This is a genomic window from Yokenella regensburgei ATCC 49455, from assembly GCF_000735455.1.
GTDB lineage: Bacteria > Pseudomonadota > Gammaproteobacteria > Enterobacterales > Enterobacteriaceae > Yokenella > Yokenella regensburgei.
The window spans coordinates 24,291-43,065 of record NZ_JMPS01000038.1; the positions used below are offsets into that span (position 1 = coordinate 24,291).

Annotated in this window: 17 protein-coding genes; 6 read left to right on the forward strand and 11 right to left on the reverse strand. The window is 55.5% G+C overall.

What is annotated here, in order from left to right; all coding sequences use genetic code 11:
• The 3 genes from cysH to cysJ form a co-directional block, all read right to left on the reverse strand.
• Positions 1 to 735: a phosphoadenosine phosphosulfate reductase gene (cysH, locus tag GYRE_RS11240; protein WP_038255316.1), complete on the reverse strand. Its 735-nt coding sequence runs from the start codon at positions 733 to 735 to the stop codon at positions 1 to 3.
• 100 nt (positions 736 to 835) lie between these two features.
• Entirely contained in the window at positions 836 to 2,548 is a 1,713-nt protein-coding gene (cysI, locus tag GYRE_RS11245) for an assimilatory sulfite reductase (NADPH) hemoprotein subunit (protein WP_006818516.1), read from the reverse strand.
• Positions 2,548 to 4,347 carry an NADPH-dependent assimilatory sulfite reductase flavoprotein subunit gene (gene cysJ / locus GYRE_RS11250; RefSeq protein ID WP_038255318.1) on the reverse strand — a complete coding sequence of 600 codons (1,800 nt, stop codon included), beginning with the start codon at positions 4,345 to 4,347 and terminating at the stop codon, positions 2,548 to 2,550. The genes cysI and cysJ overlap by 1 nt, the downstream gene beginning before the upstream one ends.
• A gap of 300 nt (positions 4,348 to 4,647) precedes the next feature.
• Between cysJ and queD the strand changes: the two genes are divergently transcribed.
• From queD to GYRE_RS11270, 4 genes are all read left to right on the forward strand, one after another.
• Positions 4,648 to 5,013 (forward strand): 6-carboxytetrahydropterin synthase QueD, encoded by a 366-nt coding sequence (queD, locus tag GYRE_RS11255; RefSeq protein ID WP_006818514.1) that lies wholly within the window; start codon positions 4,648 to 4,650, stop codon positions 5,011 to 5,013.
• Positions 5,014 to 5,151: 138 nt separating this feature from the next.
• The gene (locus tag GYRE_RS11260; RefSeq protein ID WP_038255319.1) at positions 5,152 to 6,423 is read left to right on the forward strand and encodes an FAD-dependent oxidoreductase; all 1,272 of its coding nucleotides are present in this window, start codon (positions 5,152 to 5,154) and stop codon (positions 6,421 to 6,423) included.
• Complete coding sequence (locus GYRE_RS11265) at positions 6,414 to 6,686, forward strand: ferredoxin family protein (protein ID WP_038255321.1); 273 nt, start codon at positions 6,414 to 6,416, stop codon at positions 6,684 to 6,686. Before GYRE_RS11260 ends, GYRE_RS11265 begins: the two co-directional genes overlap by 10 nt.
• Before the next feature lie 22 nt (positions 6,687 to 6,708).
• On the forward strand, positions 6,709 to 7,284 hold the full coding sequence (locus GYRE_RS11270) for a glycerol-3-phosphate responsive antiterminator (RefSeq protein WP_038255323.1): 576 nt from the start codon (positions 6,709 to 6,711) through the stop codon (positions 7,282 to 7,284).
• Here the strand turns inward: GYRE_RS11270 and GYRE_RS11275 are convergent.
• The 5 genes from GYRE_RS11275 to GYRE_RS11295 all read right to left on the reverse strand — a co-directional run bounded on the left by GYRE_RS11275 (position 7,281) and on the right by GYRE_RS11295 (position 12,610).
• On the reverse strand, positions 7,281 to 8,138 hold the full coding sequence (locus GYRE_RS11275) for an FAD-binding protein (RefSeq protein ID WP_038255325.1): 858 nt from the start codon (positions 8,136 to 8,138) through the stop codon (positions 7,281 to 7,283). The two genes, GYRE_RS11270 and GYRE_RS11275, sit on opposite strands and share 4 nt — an antisense overlap.
• Positions 8,135 to 8,902, reverse strand: coding sequence for an electron transfer flavoprotein subunit beta/FixA family protein (locus GYRE_RS11280; protein WP_038255327.1), 768 nt, complete (start codon positions 8,900 to 8,902; stop codon positions 8,135 to 8,137). Before GYRE_RS11280 ends, GYRE_RS11275 begins: the two co-directional genes overlap by 4 nt.
• On the reverse strand, positions 8,880 to 10,232 hold the full coding sequence (locus tag GYRE_RS11285) for an MFS transporter (protein WP_038255328.1): 1,353 nt from the start codon (positions 10,230 to 10,232) through the stop codon (positions 8,880 to 8,882). Before GYRE_RS11285 ends, GYRE_RS11280 begins: the two co-directional genes overlap by 23 nt.
• 60 nt (positions 10,233 to 10,292) lie before the next feature.
• A complete protein-coding gene (locus tag GYRE_RS11290; protein ID WP_038255329.1) occupies positions 10,293 to 11,747 on the reverse strand; it encodes an FAD-binding oxidoreductase in 1,455 nt (484 codons plus the stop codon).
• Positions 11,748 to 11,824: 77 nt separating this feature from the next.
• Positions 11,825 to 12,610 (reverse strand): SDR family oxidoreductase, encoded by a 786-nt coding sequence (locus GYRE_RS11295; RefSeq protein ID WP_038255330.1) that lies wholly within the window; start codon positions 12,608 to 12,610, stop codon positions 11,825 to 11,827.
• 324 nt (positions 12,611 to 12,934) lie between these two features.
• Here GYRE_RS11295 and GYRE_RS11300 point away from each other — a divergent pair, with 324 nt between their 5' ends.
• Together GYRE_RS11300 and GYRE_RS11305 are read left to right on the forward strand one after the other, a co-directional pair.
• On the forward strand, positions 12,935 to 14,200 hold the full coding sequence (locus GYRE_RS11300) for an MFS transporter (RefSeq protein WP_038255331.1): 1,266 nt from the start codon (positions 12,935 to 12,937) through the stop codon (positions 14,198 to 14,200).
• Positions 14,201 to 14,211: 11 nt separating this feature from the next.
• Positions 14,212 to 15,690, forward strand: a complete 1,479-nt coding sequence (locus tag GYRE_RS11305) for an FGGY-family carbohydrate kinase (RefSeq protein ID WP_038255332.1) — start codon at positions 14,212 to 14,214, stop codon at positions 15,688 to 15,690.
• Positions 15,691 to 15,757: 67 nt separating this feature from the next.
• On the opposite strand, the gene queE is transcribed toward GYRE_RS11305, so the two are convergent.
• From queE to GYRE_RS11320, 3 genes are read right to left on the reverse strand one after another with little or no spacing between them, the layout of a single operon-like run.
• On the reverse strand, positions 15,758 to 16,429 hold the full coding sequence (gene queE / locus GYRE_RS11310) for a 7-carboxy-7-deazaguanine synthase QueE (RefSeq protein ID WP_038255334.1): 672 nt from the start codon (positions 16,427 to 16,429) through the stop codon (positions 15,758 to 15,760).
• Between the two features lie 54 nt (positions 16,430 to 16,483).
• On the reverse strand, positions 16,484 to 17,191 hold the full coding sequence (locus GYRE_RS11315; protein ID WP_038255336.1) for an N-acetylmannosamine-6-phosphate 2-epimerase: 708 nt from the start codon (positions 17,189 to 17,191) through the stop codon (positions 16,484 to 16,486).
• Positions 17,191 to 18,744, reverse strand: coding sequence for a PTS transporter subunit EIIC (locus GYRE_RS11320; protein WP_006818497.1), 1,554 nt, complete (start codon positions 18,742 to 18,744; stop codon positions 17,191 to 17,193). The genes GYRE_RS11315 and GYRE_RS11320 overlap by 1 nt, the downstream gene beginning before the upstream one ends.
• Positions 18,745 to 18,775: the final 31 nt, after the last annotated feature.

The following is an 18,775-nucleotide window of genomic DNA, read 5'->3' on the forward strand; positions in this document are numbered from 1 at the left end:
TCACCCTTCGTGCAGCCCGCACTCGCGCTTCAGGCCGAAGAAGCGAGTTTCTTCCTCCGCCATCCCCGGTTCCCATTTACGGGTCGTATGGGTGTCGCCAACGGAGAGATAACCCTGGTCCCACAGCGGATGGTATTTCAGGCCATGTTTTTGCAGGTACTGATAAACCGTGCGGTTATCCCAGTCGATAATCGGCAGGATTTTAAATACCCCACGTTGAATGGCCAGCACCGGCAGATGTGCCCGACTACCAGACTGCTCCCGGCGCAGACCGGCAAACCACGTTTGAGCCTTCAACGCCTTTAGCGCACGGTTCATCGGCTCAACTTTGTTGATGTCGTTATACTTCTCAATCCCTTCGACACCCTGTTCCCACAGCTTACCGTAGCGTGCTTCCTGCCACGCCGGACTGGTGGACGCGCGATAAACCTGTAGATTTAACTTCAGCCTGTCGGTTAGCTCATCGATAAACTGATAGGTTTCGGGGAACAGGTAGCCGGTATCCGTCAGGATAACCGGAATGTCGGGGCGAATCTGATTCACCAGATGCAGGCTCACCGCCGCCTGAATACCGAAGCTTGAAGAGAGCACATACTCGCCGGGCAGATTCTCCAGCGCCCAGCCGACGCGGCCTTCCGCGTCCAGCTTTTCCAGCGCAGCGTTGGTTTCCGCCAGCGCCATGACACGCTCAACTTTCGGCAGTTGGTTTAAGGCGTTCAGATCGAGTGCAGACATAGATTCCTCACTTTGCCTGATGCGCTGCGCTTATCAGGCCTACGGGGTAACATCATCGGGTAGGCCGGGTAAGGCGCAGCCGCACCCGGCAGAATGACAGTTATTCCCAGAAGTCACGGGCGGGGTCGAGCACCGGGCGAATGATGCCCGCACGCACCGTAAAGTCACCGAAGCCTTCCTCTGCTTCGCGCTCTTTCGCCCAGCGCCCTACCAGTTCGTCAATATTGTCGAGAATTTCTGACTCAGTAATATTTTCACGATACATGCGCGGAATGCGCGTACCCGCACGGTTGCCGCCCAGGTGCAGGTTGTAGCGCCCCGGCGCTTTACCCACCAGCCCGACTTCCGCCAGCATCGCGCGGCCGCAGCCGTTCGGGCAGCCGGTCACACGCAGTACAATATGCTCCTCGCCCACGCCGTGACGGCCCATAATCGCCTCCACTTTATCGACGAAAGTTGGCAAAAAGCGTTCGGCTTCGGCCATCGCCAGCGGACAGGTCGGGAAAGAGACGCAGGCCATGGAGTTTTCACGCTGCGGTTTTACCGCCGCCATCAGGCCGTGCTCACGCGCCAGTTTTTCGATCTTCGCTTTTTCGCTTGCCGGCACACCGGCCACGATCAGATTCTGGTTGGCGGTCAGGCGGAACTCACCTTTGTGGATCTTTGAGATCTCAAGCAAGCCAGTTTTCAGCGGACGCCCCGGATAATCCAGAATACGACCGTTCTCAATAAACAGCGTCAGATGCCATTTATCATCAATCCCTTTCACCCAGCCGATACGATCGCCGCGACCGGTGAATTCATACGGGCGAATGGGCGCGAACGTGATACCAGCGCGTCGCTCCACTTCCGCTTTGAACGTCTCGACACCCACGCGCTCAAGCGTGTATTTGGTCTTGGCATTTTTACGATCGGTACGGTTACCCCAGTCGCGCTGGGTCGTGACCACCGCCTCTGCCACCGCCAGCGTGTGTTCAAGCGGAATATACCCAAACTCACTCGCGGTACGGGCGTAGGTTTTCTTGTTACCGTGTTCGATGGACAGACCGCCACCCACCAGCAGGTTAAAGCCCACCAGCTTGCCATTTTCGGCGATCGCCACAAAGTTCATGTCGTTCGCGTGCAGATCGATATCGTTCTGCGGCGGGATCACCACCGTTGTTTTGAACTTACGCGGCAGATAGGTCTGGCCGAGGATCGGTTCTTCATCGGTCGTGGCAACCTTTTTCTGATCGAGCCAGATCTCGGCGTAGGCGCGAGTCCGCGGCAGCAAATGCTCAGAGATCTTTTTCGCCCATTCGTAAGCCTCAGCATGCAGCTGCGACTCGTAGGGGTTGGAAGTACACAACACGTTACGGTTCATGTCGTTGGCGGTTGCCAGCGCATCCAGCCCTACCGAGTTCAGCATCTGATGCACCGGTTTAACGTGCTTTTTCAGAATGCCGTGAAACTGAAACGTCTGGCGGTTGGTGATTCGAATGCTGCCGTAAATGGTGTTATCAGCAGCAAACTTATCAATCGCCTGCCACTGGGTGGTGGTGATAATACCGCCCGGCAGACGGCAGCGCAGCAGCATGGCATGACGCGGCTCCAGCTTCTGCGCTGCGCGCTCGGCACGGATATCGCGGTCGTCTTGTTGATACATACCGTGAAAACGGATCAGCAGGAAATTGTCGCCGCTGAATCCGCCGGTCAGACCGTTGTTCAGGTCTTCTGCAATGGTTCCGCGCAGATAGTTGCTTTCAACCTTCATGCGCTCAGCATCGCTCAGCTTGCCTTCGACCACTAAAGGTCCGGGGTGTTTTTCACTCATTAGTAGACATCTCGCTGATAACGGCGCTCAACGCGCAGCTCACTTAAATAGTCGTCCGCCGCTTCGGCGTCCATCGCGCCAAATTCGGCAATCACTTCCAGCAAAGCCTGCTCAACGTCTTTCGCCATACGATTGGCGTCGCCGCAGACATAAATGTGGGCACCGTCATTGATCCAGCGCCACAGCTCTGCGCCTTCTGCGCGCAGTTTATCTTGTACGTAGACTTTTTCTTTTTGGTCACGCGACCAGGCAAGACTGATGCGGCTCAGCACGCCGTCTTTGACGTAGCGCTGCCACTCCACCTGGTAGAGGAAATCTTCGGTGAAATGCGGATTGCCGAAGAACAGCCAGTTTTTACCTTCTGCACCATCCGCCGCACGCTGCTGCATAAAGGCGCGGAACGGCGCAATACCGGTGCCCGGGCCAATCATAATCACCGGGGTCTGCGGATTTGCAGGCAGACGGAAGTTATCGTTGTGCTCGATAAAGACGCGCACTTCACCGTCCTCTTCCAGCCGGTCAGCGAGGAAGCAGGAAGCACCGCCGCTGCGGGCGCGGCCTTCGATGTCATAACGCACGACGCCTACCGTTACATGCACTTCATTTTCGACTTCTGCCTGTGCGGATGCGATTGAGTACAGACGCGGCGTCAGCGGGCGCAGCAGGCCGATAAGCGCTCCGGCATCAAGCTGTGCCGGGGCAAAGCGCACCATATCAACGATTGGCGTTGTCGCGGCGTAGTGCTGGAGCTTCGCTTTATCACCCACCAGCGGCAGCAACGCGTCGCTACGGGTCAACTGGGCGTAGTTCTCAACGATATTGGCGGTGTTCACCGTCAGCTCGAAATGCCATTGCAGAGCCTCAGCAAGCGCCAGCGTATTGCCATCCACCATCACCGGTTCGTCACCTTTAAGCCACAGCAGCTCGACCAGCTCCTTCACCAGCGCCGGGTCATTCTGATACCAGACTCCCAGCGCATCGCCCGGCTGGTAGCGCAGGCCGGAGTCACCCAGCGCAATCTCGAGGTGACGCACATCTTTTTCTGAATCACGACCCGTGATCTTCTGGTTCGTGGAGAGCGTCGCCGTCAGCGGCGCTTCTTTGGTATAGGGACTGGTATGAATTTCGTTGACCGCACCGCTGGCGGCAAGGGCCGGGGAAGCGGATTTTGGCGCTCGGGCTTTCAGAACGTCCACCACCCGCGCACGCCATTCGGCGGCGGCGGTCTGGTATTCAACATCCGCATCTACCCGGTCGAGCAGCCGTTCACCGCCCAGTTCAGCCAGCTTGCTGTCGAAATCGCTGCCCGCTTTGCTGAAGAACTCATAGGAGGTATCGCCAAGACCGAAAACGGCAAACGCGGTGTCGCTGAGTTTTGGTGCTTTCTTTGAGAACAGGAACTTATGCAGCGCAACGGCCTCTTCCGGCGGTTCACCTTCACCCTGCGTTGAGGTCACGACGACCAGCAGTTTTTCTGACGCGATTTGCTTAAATTTATAATCCCCGGCATTCACCAGGTTCACGTTCAGTTCAGCGGCCAGCAGGTCATCGCGCAGCTGTTCGGCCACGCGGCGGGCATTCCCGGTCTGGGATGCCGAAAGCAGAGTGATGGAAGGCGTTTCAGCCACAGGCGCCGGAGCTGCGGCAACCGCGCCGGGCTGCTGATTCAGCATGCCCCAGAAATAGCCAGACACCCAGGCAAGCTGGGTCGGTGATAAATCGGTGGTGGCTGCCTGCAGGCGAGCCAGCTGCTCCGGATTCAACGGCAGCAGTTGCGAAGGTGGGGCCTGTGTCGTCATTCGTTGTTATGTTCCAGTATTAAAGCTAAAGCAGAAAAACCCAAACTGAAGGTAAGGGTAACTTTCTGGATAATAACAATTAAAGAAGGGATGGAAATAATTAATAACCAAACGGACTAACCTGTTTTAGTCATACTTGTTAACAGGAAAATCGATTGAATAACTCTATGAATTATCTGGAAAACCAGTAATTTCTCGCCCCATCATCCCCCCCTGTGCGATCATGACGGTTTTAGTTAATGAGAAAAAAGATGCTTTCCGGTATGATCCGCCGGTTTTTTCCGCACTACAGAGAGTTTCATGATGTCCACCACACTGTTTAAAGATTTCACCTTCGAAGCCGCACACCATTTGCCACACGTCCCGAAGGGCCATAAATGCGGTCGCCTGCATGGTCACTCCTTCATGGTGCGTCTTGAGATAACGGGTGATGTCGATCCGCACACGGGCTGGATCATGGACTTCGCCGATCTGAAAGCGGCGTTTAAACCGACCTACGATCGTCTCGATCACTACTACCTGAACGATATTCCGGGTCTCGAAAACCCGACCAGCGAAGTGCTGGCAAAATGGATTTGGGATCAGGTAAAACCGGTGGTTCCACTGCTTAGCGCGGTGATGATTAAAGAGACCTGTACCGCAGGTTGCGTCTATCGCGGCGAGTGATCGAATGCTTTGTGTCGCGGGTCAATTTTAGAGAAATAACACCATGTTATACCCTAAATAATTCGAGTTGCAGCCAACGGAGTTGCAACTTGAAGTATAACGGGTAGGGTTTCCAGTTCCATCCTTCTGGAGCATAACATGGCTGACGATTTCGATATTATTGTCATCGGCGCAGGGATTGCCGGTTCTGCCTGTGCGCTGCGCTGCGCCCGGGCGGGGCTAAACGTTCTCCTGATTGAGCGCGGCGAGCAGGCCGGCAGTAAAAATCTCTCCGGCGGTCGCCTCTATACTTACGCCCTTAACGACCTGCTGCCTCAGGCAACAGACAGCGCCCCCCTTGAACGCCGCATCACCCGGGAAAGCCTCTCTCTACTAACCCCTGACGCCGCCAGTACCTTTACCAGCCTCCAGCCGGAAGGCGACTCCTGGAGCATTCTACGCGCACGTTTTGATCCATGGCTGATGAGCCAGGCCGAAGCCAGTGGAGTGCAGTGTCTGACTGGGGTGACGGTTGACTCCCTGTTTGAAGAGAATGGGCGCATCAGCGGGGTTAACTGCGAAGGCGAAACCCTGTACGCACGTTATGTGGTGTTGGCCGAGGGCGCAAACAGCGTGCTTGCAGAACGGCACGGCCTACTGGAGAAGCCTTCGCGTACCACCATGGCGCTTGGTATCAAAGAGGTGCTGGCGCTGGACAAAGCGACCCTCGAATCCCGCTTCCTGCTGGAAGAGAATACCGGCGCGGCGCACCTGTTCAGCGGAGAGATTTGCGGTACCTTACCCGCCGGGGCGTTTCTTTATACTAACCAACACACGCTGTCGCTCGGCGTGGTCTGCCCGCTCTCCTCCATCGCCCAGGGCAGCTACCCGGCCACAGAGTTACTGGCTCGTCTGAAATCACACCCGGCACTCCGCCCATTATTACGTGGTAGTGAAACCCTGGAGTACGGCGCCCACCTGGTCCCTGAAGGGGGAAAACACAGCATGCCGCGCCAGTTTGGTGGAGAAGGCTGGCTGCTGGTGGGTGATGTGCTGCGCACCTGCATCAACACCGGGTTTACGGTGCGAGGTATGGATACCGCCCTGCTCAGCGCCGAAGCCGCGGCCAACGCCCTCATTTATGCCTGCCAGCAAGATGCCCCGCAGAATCTCTTCACGCTCTACCATCGCGCTATTGAACGCAGCACACTATGGCCGCTGCTGAGCCGCTATGCCAGCGTTCCAGAACTGTTGCAACGCCCCGGCTGGTATCGTCAGTGGCCAGCGCTGATGAACGACGTTGCCCGCGATCTTTTCAAGGCGAGTCCGGATCCGACCCCTCTTTTACCACAGCTGCTGTGGCGTCATGCTCGTCGTCACGGACTACGCGGGCTGGCCGTCGATATGCTAAGGAGCCTGAAATGCCTGTAACCCCGGCTTTAAGTCGCAATCAGTGGCGCTCCTCTGAACAACCACACATCCTCGTTGCAGACAATCCCCCGCGCGCGATGGCTCAAACGCTGATTAACGCCTGCCCCGCCGGATTATTCACTCTGACACCGCTGGGAGCGCTGCAGGTTGATTACCGGGGTTGTCTTGAGTGCGGAACCTGCCGGTTATTGTGCGATGAAAAAACGCTGGTGCGCTGGGGGTATCCTGAAGGCGGTTTCGGTATTACATTGCGTTTTGGCTGATTGATATACAGGAAGGAAAACCATGCCCCTCTTACACCTGCTTCGCCAGAGCCCGATAATCGCGGCGGTAAAAGACAATGCCAGCCTGCAGCTTGCTATCGATTCTGATTGTCAGTTTATCTCGGTGCTTTACGGCAACATCTGCACCATCAGCGGTATTGTGCAAAAAATTAAAAGCGCCGGAAAATATGCGTTTATCCACGTCGACCTGCTGGAAGGCGCATCGAATAAAGAGATAGTCATCCAGTTTCTCAAGCTGGTGACCAAAGCGGACGGCATCATCAGCACCAAAGCCGCCATGTTGAAAGCCGCACGCGCAGAGGGGTACTTCTGTATTCATCGCCTGTTTATTGTCGACTCTATCTCATTTCATAACATCGATAAGCAGGTGGCGCAGTCGAATGCCGACTGTATTGAGATCTTACCCGGCTGTATGCCGAAAGTACTGGGCTGGGTCACGGAGAAAATTCGCCAGCCGCTGATTGCAGGCGGCCTTGTGTGTGATGAAGAGGATGCCCGCAACGCGATAAGCGCAGGGGCGGCGGCGCTTTCTACCACCAATATTGACGTCTGGAAACTGGCAAAACAGCTGAGCTAATCCACTTTTGCGCATTCCACCAGGGCCGTCAGCACCGACGGCCAGTCATCAACAATCCCGACATCCGCAATAGTGAAAATAGCGGCCTGCGGATCCTGGTTGATTGCAACAATAAACTGGCTATGACGCACCCCGGCACTAAAGGCCGCCGCACCGGACGCGCCGACAACAATACACACCTCAGGCGCCAATAAATGCCCGGAAATCCCAAGCGTGCGATCGACATCAACGCCGCCATTCATCACCCGCGCGCGGCTGTAGCCAACCTCGGCATCCAGGGCGTTTGCGTATTGCTGAATACGGTACTCATCCACCTCCTCTGCACCCTGTCCTACCGCCAGCACAAAGGGAGATTCAGTGAGCGGATGGGCAGCTGCGACTGCTGACGGACTAAGTTCACAAAGCCACGCCGGTAAGGGTGTCGGTGTTATTGAGCATTCGCTGGAATATTGCAGAGGGATGTCTACCTTGCCGCCAGGCTGGCGCGCCAGTGACAGGCAATACGGCGAGGCACTCAGCGTCAGAGTTGCCACCAGCCCGTTGCCGTACGTCGCTTTACCAACCTGTCCCGTATTAGCATCGAACGACAACGCCTGGCAAACGCTGCTACCGCCCAACCGCCAGGCGAGCCGCGTTGCCAGTTCATCCCCCAGGGGGCCGGGAGGGAAAAGCAATGCCTGAACCGGCGTTTGTCGCCACTGTTCCACCAGCACATCCAGCAACTGCGCTGCTACCGTTACCGGCGATGTCACCCGCCAGCGCCCCAGGCTTTCGGTAGCAAGGCTCCCTCCCGTCAGCGTTCGGGCGATCTCTTGCTCGCTATTTTCATCCAACAGCACCAGCGCAATATTCATTTCACCATCCTGGGTTGCAAATACTTCCGCCACAGCGTCTGCGCTTTCTCTTGCGCCGTAGCCCCATCGATCATCGTCACTGCGCCTCGCGGCGGCGGTGTCTGCGTACTGACTACCGTTGTGCGCGGATTCTCTTCAAAAGCCAGTGGCTCACGGATAATGTCTGATTTTGCGGCAGCAAGCCGCTGACGCATTCCCGGTACCGGCATCGCCGGTGCACCGGTCTGACAGACCGCAATAATGGCCGGGAGTCGCACCCGGCAGCGACGGGTCTTTTGCTGCACCACGACAAACGGGGGTTCTACACTGAAGTCGGTCACCTGACTCAGGCACGGCCAGCCGAGCATTTCCGCAACCAGATACGGCGTTTGCCCGTTCTGCCCTTCACTGCTGAGGCTGCCGGTGACGATAAGCTCAGCATGGTTTATTCCCTGCTGCCGGGCTATCTGGCGGGCCACCGTTTCAGGAGCGAAGCGGTGAATACTGTCCGCTTCGATCAGGATCCTTTTCTCAAAACCCAGCGCGGCAAAATAACGCAGCCAGTGCAGCGCCCGCTGGTCACCGAGGGTCAGCGCTGTCAGCTTCAGCGCGTTGTTCGTCTTCACCTGCGCCAGTAAAATCGCGGCCGCCGTTTGTTCATCGGCGCCAGGACTCACCGGCAGCGCCGAAGTATCAGGCCCGCCCTGCCGTGCTGCTGCCTGCCACTCCAGCGTGGATAGCATGCCGAGATCGGGCTCGGCTTTAAACGTGAACAGAATGTTCATTGATTGCTCCCTGTTTTTTATCGCCATTTCCGGCCGCGACCAGAGACAGATCCTTCGTTTCGGGAGCCCACAGCCAGGTCACCAGTAAGCCCACCAGCAATACGCCTGCTAGCAGCAGTAGCGTTACCTGCATTCCCAACGCCGAAAGTGCCCAGGGCAATAAACCGGTGCTGATAGCAGCACCCAGGCGGCTCATTGCGGTGGCGAATCCCACCCCCAACGAGCGAATATCGGTTGGGAAGCTTTCAGCAGGCAGTATCCCCACCAGATTGCTTGCAGCTGAAATTGTGGTGCTGAACAGAATAAACAGCAGCAACAGTGCGAAGGTGCTTCCTGCCGGAAGAAACGCCATCATAGTCAGCGTGGTGGCAAGCGTAGCGAAGCTTGCCAGCAGAAAGCGCCGCCGCGTTAACAGGTGGGTGAGCCATAACCCCAGAACCGCACCGGCAATCAGCAACACGTTCAGCATCAGGCTGGCAGTGAGTGCATCTTCCAGCCCCAGCGTGGTAGCAATGGTCGGAAGCCAGGTATAAATGACAAACCACGGGATAACCAGACAGACAAAGAACAGACTGTTGAACAGGGTCCGTCGCCAGTAACGTGCGGAAAACAGTGCACTGATATGCCGGGTACTGGCGACAGCCACTTCATCCCCCAACAGTACATTTGGCCCAAGATGACGATGTACCACCGCATATGCCTCGGCGATCCGCCCCTGACGCATAAGCCAGCGAGGAGATTCCGGTGTGCCCCAGCGTAAAAGCGTAATGATGAGCGATGGCAGCGCCGCCGAGGCCAGCAGCCAGCGCCAGGCATCGGGTTCCCCCTGAATAAGCCAGTGCCCCATCAAGCTTGCCAGCACGTATCCCACCGTCCAGACCACGCTGAATGCCCCCAGCAACATGCCGCGATGACGGCGTGGTGAGAACTCGGCCAGCAGCGTATGCCCAACGGAGTAATCTCCGCCAAGGCCAAACCCTATCAATACCCGCAGCCAGAAAAGCTGCTCCGGCGTACTGACAAAAAATTGCAAAAAGGATGCGAGGGTAATCAGCAAAAAGCTGAAGGTGAAAATCTTCTGTCGTCCGATGTAGTCAGAGAGCCAGCCTAACGTCAGGCTGCCGATAAACAGGCCAATCAGCGCGGAGCCGCCAATGAGCCCCTCCTGCAGCGGCGAAAGCTGCATAGCAGGAACCAACTGGATCATCGCATAGCCAATCACCCCCAATACGTAGCCGTCCGTCAGATGCGCGCCAAAGGTCAGCCCGGCTATCCGGCAGTGGAAACCGTTAAGGGGTAAATCATCCATTCGCACCGGTGAAGTGTTCATTGCTACCCCTTCATTTTCCGGTAAAAGGAACGGCTCCCCGGACGGGAAGCCGTTTTGTCTTCATTTCTCAACAGGATAAATTGTCCCGCTATTCATAATGCCGTTAGGATCGAACTGGCGCTTCAGTCCTTCCATCAGCGCCCAGGCACTACCGTGTTCCTGCTTGCTCCAGTGAACGCGGTGCTTACCAATACCGTGGTGATGAACCATAGATCCACCAAAGCGCAGCGTCTCTTCGACAATTATCTGGTTCAGCGGGTTGTGGTATTTGTCGATCTCCTCTTCTGGCTTACAGTCCACCACGTTGTAGTCATACACAAAATACATGTTGGTGCCGTTGATATAGCTGTGTGACGAGTGGCCGCCCAGCATGGTGATGTCGTCCGCATGTGGGAATTCACGACGAATGCGTTCAATCACGCTTTCGTAGATGTTGTTGATATTGGCCCAGTCACCGGAGACTTCTGTCGTAAAGCCCATATTGCCGGTCTTGAGTATTTGTACGCGCTCGGCGGCCACTTTGTCCGGTCCCCAGTTCAGATGATTAAACCAGGTTTCAATCAGCTTGCTGTCAACGCGCTGGCATCCCTTGAAGCGGGAAACAATATCGGCAATCCCTTCTCCGGTTGCTTTCGCCATCCGTGGATTCCCTTCCGCCATAAATATCAGCACGCATTTGCCATCGGCAAAATGGGTAAAGTGCTGGGTGCCATCTTCCGCATCGTACAGACGGGCAATAGACGGGCGATACCCTTCCACCATCACTTCCCGCAGGATGCTGAAGCCGGTTTTCATATCGTCCAGCACATAGCCGTAAAACAGGTTGTTTTCTGGCATGTATTTGAAGATTTTCACCGTCACTTCAGTGATGTAGCACAGTGCCCCTTCATTACCGATAATGATGTGGCGAATATCCGGGCCAGCAGCGCGGCGCGGCACATTTTTGATGCGGGTGATAGTGCCATCAGGCAGTACGGCCTCCAGGCCGACGACCATATCTTCAATGGCGCCGTACAGGGTAGAAAACTGCCCAATACTACGGGTTGCCACCAGCCCTCCCATCTGCGCCAGCGGTTTTGACTGCGGTGAGTGTCCGGTGGTGTAGCCTTTGGCCCGCAGCGCCTCTTCAAGCACTTCCAGCGGCACGCCGCACTGCGCGGTCGCCTGCATGTTTTCAATATCGATACTCAGAATGCTGTTCATGCCGGAACCATCGAGCACGAGGGAGTTTTTAACCGTAGTCTCAAGCCCCCCTTCCGTAGCAGAAGCGCCGGTGCGCGGCACCCCGTTGATATGATGCTGGTTCATGAATGTCAGCACCCGTGAGACCTGCTCGGTTGAGCCCAGCTTTACCACCGCTGCAGGGATCGGTAGCGTATATACGCCATGAATATCGGCGTATTTGCGAAAACGGTCGATACTGCTTTTCTTCAGCACCGTTTCATCAGTAATAACGCGCTCGGGACCAACAATTTCTTTTAACTGGTCGACAATCTCTTCGCGGGATAAAGACATAACCATTCCTTCCTGATAATTAACACGGAATAAAAATTCATTCACCTACAGAAACCACAAAAATAAAGATTCAGGATTTACCTTACTAAATATCCGCCATCAACAACCAATAAATGACCGTTAACATAATTCGATGCCCGACTGGCCAGATAAACCATTGCCCCCATTAAATCCTGAGTATCTCCCCAACGATTAGCCGGAATATGATCCAATACACGCTGGTTCGTTTCCGGATTACTACGCGTAGCCAATGTAATATCCGTAGCGTAATATCCCGGCGCAATACCATTCACCTGAATATTGTATTGTCCTAATTCATCACAATAGGCTTTAGTGAATCCAGCCAGCGCATGTTTGGTGGCAGAATAGGCCGGGGACCACTGGCCACCCAGGTAAGAGAACAGCGAACAGATATTAATAATCTTACCGCTATTTTGTGGAATCATGACTTTTGCCGCTTCGTGGCTCAGTTCAAAAGCCGCCGTCAGGTTAACGTCGATCATTGGGTCCCAGTCTGCACGACCAAAATCCAGCACCTTGTTGAGCTTACAGATCCCTGCATTGTTAACCAGAACATCAACGGTGCCAAAACGCTCGCAGCAGGCCGCGATGATCTGACGTGGCGCGCCTGCGGCGGTGATATCTACCTGCATCAGCTCAACTTCGACACCCTGCTGTTCAATCAGCTCTTTCGTTTCACCGTTGTCTATCACGAAACTTGGGATAAACAGGTTAGCTCCAGCCTTGGCCAGCGCCATCGCGAACGCCTGACCCAGGCCGCTGTTGCCGCCGGTGACGATCGCGGTTTTACCTTTCAGGGAGAAAAAATCCATTGAAAATGCATTAAGTGATTCGATTGACATAATGGTTACGCTCCGGGTTCCTTTAGGCAAAAAAAAGAAAGGCAACTTCCCCTGCGAGAGGGAAGTCACCTTTCTCATTATCTCTGGTAACTGGTTTGAATTTTTAACACAGCCATCTGCGCGCTAATGTGAGCTGACTCACAGACATGGTTATTAATATCATTTTGCGAAAATTTTCCATGAAGCGTGATAATTCTCACACTCAGAACACAGCTTCCATGTTATTTCTGAACGCCATTACTAGAGACCATGAGAAAAGTAATCCACCTGAAAAGGCGGCTTACTTTTCTCTTTTTTTTGCCTGTAAAACCATGAGGCCACGATATGCAACATTCATCATATCGCCGTTGGATTACCCTCGCCATTATTAGCTTCAGCGGTGGCGTCAGCTTTGATTTGGCCTATTTACGTTATATCTACCAAATCCCAATGGCAAAGTTTATGGGATTTAGTAATACCGAAATAGGATTAATCATGAGTACCTTCGGTATTACCGCCATTATTTTGTACGCACCAAGTGGCGTCATTGCCGATAAATTCTCACACCGTAAAATGATCACCGCTGCGATGATTATTACCGGGCTGTTGGGGTTGGTGATGTACACCTATCCCCCTCTGTGGGTGATGCTGTTAATTCAGGTAGCCTTCGCCGTGACCACCATTCTGATGCTGTGGTCGGTATCGATAAAAGCAGCCTCACTGCTCGGTGACCACAGCGAGCAGGGGAAAATCATGGGCTGGATGGAGGGACTGCGCGGTGTGGGGGTCATGTCGCTGGCGGTCTTCACCATGTGGGCGTTTTCCCGCTTCGCGCCAGACGACCCGCAGAGTCTGAAGACGGTGATCCTTATCTACAGCGTAGTGTATCTGCTACTCGGCGTGCTGTGCTGGTTCTTTGTCAGCGATAGCCACAAAGAGGTTTCGCAGGAGAACCGGGCCTTCAGGCTCAGCGATATCCTGTCGGTACTGCGCATCAGCACCACCTGGTATTGCAGCATGGTTATTTTTGGCGTGTATACCATCTACGCCATTCTGAGCTATTCCACCAACTACCTGACCGAAATGTACGGTATGGGTCTGGTGGCGGCGAGCTATATGGGGATCGTCATCAACAAAATTTTCCGCGCCATCTGCGGCCCACTCGGTGGACTGATAACCACCTATAGCCGGGTGAAATCGCCAACGCGGGTGATTCAAATTCTTTCCGTCGTCAGTGCCCTCGCGCTGGTTGCTCTCCTGTTGACCAACCGCAACCCGCAGTCCGTGGTACTGGGCATCGGGCTTATTCTACTGCTGGCCTTTACCTGCTATGCCTCGCGCGGACTTTACTTCGCCTGCCCGGGAGAAGCCAGAACGCCCACCTTTATCATGGGCACCACGGTCGGGATTTGTTCGGTGATTGGCTTTCTGCCTGACGTGTTCGTTTACCCGGTTGTCGGCTACTGGCAGGACACACTGCCGCCCGCCGAGGCGTATCGCAATATGTGGCTGATGGGGCTGGCGGCGGTCGTGATGGTTATCGTGTTTACCGTATTACTGTTTCGAAAGATCCGTGCTGAAAATGCCGCGCCAGTGATGGCTGAAAATTAAGGAGAATGAGCATGTCTGGAAAATATATCATCGGAATTGATGGCGGGAGCCAGAGCACCAAAGTCGTAATGTATGATCTGCAGGGGAACATCGTTTGTGAAGGCAAAGGTGCGCTACAGCCGATGCACACGCCGGATGCAGAGACCGCCGAGCATCCTGACGACGATCTGTGGACTTCGCTGTGTGCCGCGGGCCAGGATCTAATGCGCCATTTTACTGGCCGTGCTGAAGACATTGTTGGCATCGGCCTCGGCTCTATTCGCTGCTGTCGCGCTCTGCTTAAAGCCGACGGTACGCCCGCCGCACCGCTTATCAGCTGGCAGGATGCGCGGGTCACCCGCCCCTACGAGCATACCCAGGCTGACGTGGCCTGGGTCACTTCGTTCTCCGGTTATCTGACCCACCGCCTCACCGGCGAGTTCAAAGACAATATCGCCAACTATTTTGGCCAGTGGCCCGTCGATTATAAAACCTGGACATGGAGCGACAATCCTCACGTCATTGAGAAGTTTAACCTCCCACGGCGTATGCTATTTGATGTCCAGATGCCGGGAACGATATTAGGGCATATCACGGCTGAGGCGTCGCAAGCGAGCGGCTTTCCACAGGGGCTGCCCGTCGTCTGCACCACCAGCGACAAACCGGTAGAGGCCCTCGGCGCCGGCCTGCTGGATGATGAAACGGCGGTGATTTCCCTCGGGACTTATATCGCCCTGATGATGAGCGGAAAAGCCCTGCCGGATAACCCTACCGCTTACTGGCCTATCATGTCATCCATCCCTGAAACGCTGCTGTATGAGGGCTACGGTATCCGCAAGGGGATGTGGACCGTCAGCTGGCTGCGCGACATGCTTGGAGATTCGCTGATTCAGGACGCCGCCGCCCGGGGAATATCTGCCGAAGACTTGCTGAACCAAAAAGCCGCCCTGGTGCCACCGGGCTGTGATGGACTGATGACCGTTCTCGACTGGCTTACCAACCCCTGGGAGCCGTTCAAACGTGGGATCATGCTCGGTTTTACCGCGAACATGGATTACGCATGGATCTACCGTTCGATCCTCGAAAGCATCGCGCTGACGTTAAAAAATAACCACGACAATATGTGCCGCGAAATGCAGCGCCACGCCCGTGAGCTCATCATCACCGGCGGAGGCTCGAACAGCGACCTGTTTATGCAGATCTTCGCTGACGTCTTTAACCTGCCGACCCGGCGCAATAGTGTAAACAGCTGTGCAAGCCTGGGGGCGGCTATCAATACGGCAGTCGGTCTCGGCTTGTATCCCTCTTACGCTCAAGCTGTCGCCAGCATGGTAAGGGTGAAGGATGTGTTTGAGCCGATCGCCGATAACGCCCGCCGCTATGAGACGATGAACAGAGGGATCTTCCGCGAGCTAACGCAGTATACCGATCCGATTTTGAAAAAAGCGTATGCGGTATTTCACGGTGATTTAAACGAAGTGGATGCCATCCAGAGCTGGTCAAACGCGTAACACATTGCCACTGCCCGGTGCGCTTGCCGGGCCTACAGGATCGCGTAGGCCCGATAAGCGCAGCACATCAGGCAATATTCAAATACTTGTGCGTCTGCATCGACAGGCGCCAGTTGCGCGCAATGCAGGTTTCAATGCACAGTCGGGTGGCGTCTTCTTTCTGACTTATCGGCTGCAGGGCAATAATCCGCGCTTTGTCATCGCGAAGCGTCGCCAGCAGTTCATCCAGCGCTTCGATATCACGCACGCGACCGACCGGATGTTTGATTTCGTCGGCGCGCAGCAGCGCCTGCTCGAGCACGTCGTAGCCACCACGCATATTAACTTTTGGCGATACGGTGACCCAGGTCTCTGGCGAGCAGCGAACCTCATGGGTGCCGCTGGTTTCAATCTGGCAGCTGTAGCCGTTTTGCTCGAGAAGCGTTGTCAGCGGGGTTAAGTCGTGAATGCACGGCTCACCGCCGGTGATGACCACGTGGCGCGCCGTCCACCCCTGGCGACCAATAATCGCCAGAAGATCGTCGGCGCTGCCGGCTCCCCATTTATCGCTCTCTTTGGTTTTCGCAAGAATACTGAACAACGACACTTCCCGATCGCTAAGCTTATCCCACGTATGTTTGGTATCACACCATGCACAGCCCACCGGGCATCCCTGCAATCGAATAAAGATGGCAGGAACGCCAGTGAAGTAACCCTCGCCTTGCAGGGTCTGGAACATCTCGTTAATCGGGTACTGCATAGTCATCTCAATCTGGGGAGTAAACGATAAGTATCGCAGATCCCGGCCCGAGGGTCATGCTCCATCGGTGCTTTGCGCCTGAATCGCCGCCGCAAAACGCCCGGTTATCTGCTGCGGACGGGTAATCGCGCCGCCCACCACGATGGTATGCGCCCCAATCTCCAGGCAGCGCGCAGCCAGTTCCGGTGTCTCCACGTTCCCTTCTGCCACCACGGGAATCGAGACCGCCGCTACCACCTCGCGCAGAAACTGACAGTCGTTTTCCGGAAGCTTGTGCCCCGCCGTCTCACGGGTATAGCCGTACAGCGTGGTGCCTACACAGTCGAAGCCCAACTCCTGCGCGGTGACGGCCTCAGATACGCTTGAAATATCCGCCATCAGCAGCAGCGTTGGATAACGCTCACGAATTTGCGCGACCATCGCCGCCAGCGTTTGCCCGCCCGGGCGTGGGCGGTCGGTGGCGTCAAGGGCGATAATCGTTGGTTCGACAGTCATAAGCTCGTTCACTTCACGCAGGGTGGCGGTGATAAACACCTCGCTGTCCGGGTAATCACGTTTGATGATCCCAATGACCGGCAGTGCCACCTGGTGCTGGATGGCGTCAATATCGACAACGCTGTTAGCGCGAATAGCGACCGCCCCACCCTGCGCTGCCGCCAGTGCCATCCGTGACATAATATACGGGCTGTGCAGCGGTTCGTTTTCCAGCGCCTGGCAGGAGACAATCAGTTTACCTTTCAAAAAATCCAGTCGTGTCGTCATTAGGCTAAAATCTCTTCTACTTCGTTTTTGATGATGGTGACGTGCGGTCCATAAATAACCTGTACGCCGTTGCCGCGCAGGATGACGCCTCGCGCACCGGTCGCCTTCAGCGCCGCTTCGTCTACTTTGCTTCCGTCTTTCACCGTGACCCGCAGACGCGTCGCGCAGCAGTCCACCTCTTCCAGATTATCTTTACCACCTAAGCCGCGAATGATGGCTTCGGCACGTTCACTCTTCGTTAAGGATGCCTCCACAACGGCCTCTTTCTCACGGCCTGGCGTGGCAAAATCAAAGCGCTTAATCAGGAAGCGGAAGGTGAAGTAATAGAGGAAGAACCACGGCACACCGACCAGCGGAACGTACAGCCAGTGGGTTTTCGCTTCGCCCTGCAAAATGCCGAACAGGATGAAATCAATAAAGCCGCCGGAGAAAGTCTGCCCGATAGTGATATGCAGAATATGTGCGAGCATGAACGCCAGCCCGTCAAACAGCGCATGAATGACGTACAGCACCGGCGCGATGAACAGGAACGAGAACTCAATTGGCTCGGTTATCCCGGTGAGGAAAGAGGTCAGCGCCGCCGAAAGCAGCAGACCGGCCACGCGCTTTTTGTTTTCCGGTTTTGCCGTGTGGTACATCGCAAGGCACGCACCGAGCAGGCCAAACATCATGGTGATAAAGCGCCCGGACATAAACCGCGCGGTGCCAATATAGAACTGCTGGGTATTAGGATCCGCCAGTTGGGCGAAGAAAATACGCTGAGTCCCTTCCACCAGATGCCCGTTGATCATTTCGCTGCCGCCAAGGGCAGTTGTCCAGAACGGCAGGTAGAAGATGTGGTGCAGGCCGAACGGGCCAAGCATGCGCAGGATAAAACCGTAAAGGAAAGTGCCAAGATAGCCGGTGGCATCCACCAGCCCACCGAGACCAAAGATCAGCTTCTGGAAGTGCGGCCAGACCACGGTCATGATGGCGCCAACGCCGATGGCCGCAAGCGAACTGATAATCGGAACAAAGCGTGAACCGCCGAAGAAGCCGAGGAACTGCGGCAGCGAAATTTTATTAAAGCGATGATGCAGCGTGCAGGTTACAAGGCCTATCACCACCCCACCAAAGACCCCGGTCTCCAGCGTCTGGATACCCAGCGTCATCCCCTGCCCGACCGCTCCCGGATTACTGGTCGCAAGCTTGCCGGTCAGAATGAGCAACGCGTTGATGGTGGCATTCATCACCAGAAAAGCCAGCAGCGCAGAAAGACCCGCGGTACCTTTATCCGTCTTGGCGAGGCCGACCGCCACACCGACCGCAAACAGCACCGACAGGTTCGCAAACACAATCGATCCGGCGCTGCTCATGATGGTAAAAATCGCCTGCAGCCAGCCGACGTCAAGGAACGGATATGCCGTCAGCGTGTTCGGGTTCGACAACGCGCCACCAATCCCCAACAGCAGACCCGCTGCCGGTAGTACGGCGATAGGCAGCATGAAGGATTTACCAAACCGCTGTGCCTTTTCAAACCAGCCCCCCGATGAGGCCCCACTGAATAATGTCATTGTCTTATCTCACGCCCGTTGATTGATGAAA

Coding starts and splice junctions, on each gene's coding strand:
- cysH (WP_038255316.1), bottom strand. CDS start 735: ATGTCTGCACTCGATCTGAACGCCTTAAACCAACTGCCGAAAGTTGAG.
- cysI (WP_006818516.1), bottom strand. CDS start 2,548: ATGAGTGAAAAACACCCCGGACCTTTAGTGGTCGAAGGCAAGCTGAGC.
- cysJ (WP_038255318.1), bottom strand. CDS start 4,347: ATGACGACACAGGCCCCACCTTCGCAACTGCTGCCGTTGAATCCGGAG.
- queD (WP_006818514.1), top strand. CDS start 4,648: ATGATGTCCACCACACTGTTTAAAGATTTCACCTTCGAAGCCGCACAC.
- GYRE_RS11260 (WP_038255319.1), top strand. CDS start 5,152: ATGGCTGACGATTTCGATATTATTGTCATCGGCGCAGGGATTGCCGGT.
- GYRE_RS11265 (WP_038255321.1), top strand. CDS start 6,414: ATGCCTGTAACCCCGGCTTTAAGTCGCAATCAGTGGCGCTCCTCTGAA.
- GYRE_RS11270 (WP_038255323.1), top strand. CDS start 6,709: ATGCCCCTCTTACACCTGCTTCGCCAGAGCCCGATAATCGCGGCGGTA.
- GYRE_RS11275 (WP_038255325.1), bottom strand. CDS start 8,138: ATGAATATTGCGCTGGTGCTGTTGGATGAAAATAGCGAGCAAGAGATC.
- GYRE_RS11280 (WP_038255327.1), bottom strand. CDS start 8,902: ATGAACATTCTGTTCACGTTTAAAGCCGAGCCCGATCTCGGCATGCTA.
- GYRE_RS11285 (WP_038255328.1), bottom strand. CDS start 10,232: ATGAACACTTCACCGGTGCGAATGGATGATTTACCCCTTAACGGTTTC.
- GYRE_RS11290 (WP_038255329.1), bottom strand. CDS start 11,747: ATGTCTTTATCCCGCGAAGAGATTGTCGACCAGTTAAAAGAAATTGTT.
- GYRE_RS11295 (WP_038255330.1), bottom strand. CDS start 12,610: ATGTCAATCGAATCACTTAATGCATTTTCAATGGATTTTTTCTCCCTG.
- GYRE_RS11300 (WP_038255331.1), top strand. CDS start 12,935: ATGCAACATTCATCATATCGCCGTTGGATTACCCTCGCCATTATTAGC.
- GYRE_RS11305 (WP_038255332.1), top strand. CDS start 14,212: ATGTCTGGAAAATATATCATCGGAATTGATGGCGGGAGCCAGAGCACC.
- queE (WP_038255334.1), bottom strand. CDS start 16,429: ATGCAGTACCCGATTAACGAGATGTTCCAGACCCTGCAAGGCGAGGGT.
- GYRE_RS11315 (WP_038255336.1), bottom strand. CDS start 17,191: ATGACGACACGACTGGATTTTTTGAAAGGTAAACTGATTGTCTCCTGC.
- GYRE_RS11320 (WP_006818497.1), bottom strand. CDS start 18,744: ATGACATTATTCAGTGGGGCCTCATCGGGGGGCTGGTTTGAAAAGGCA.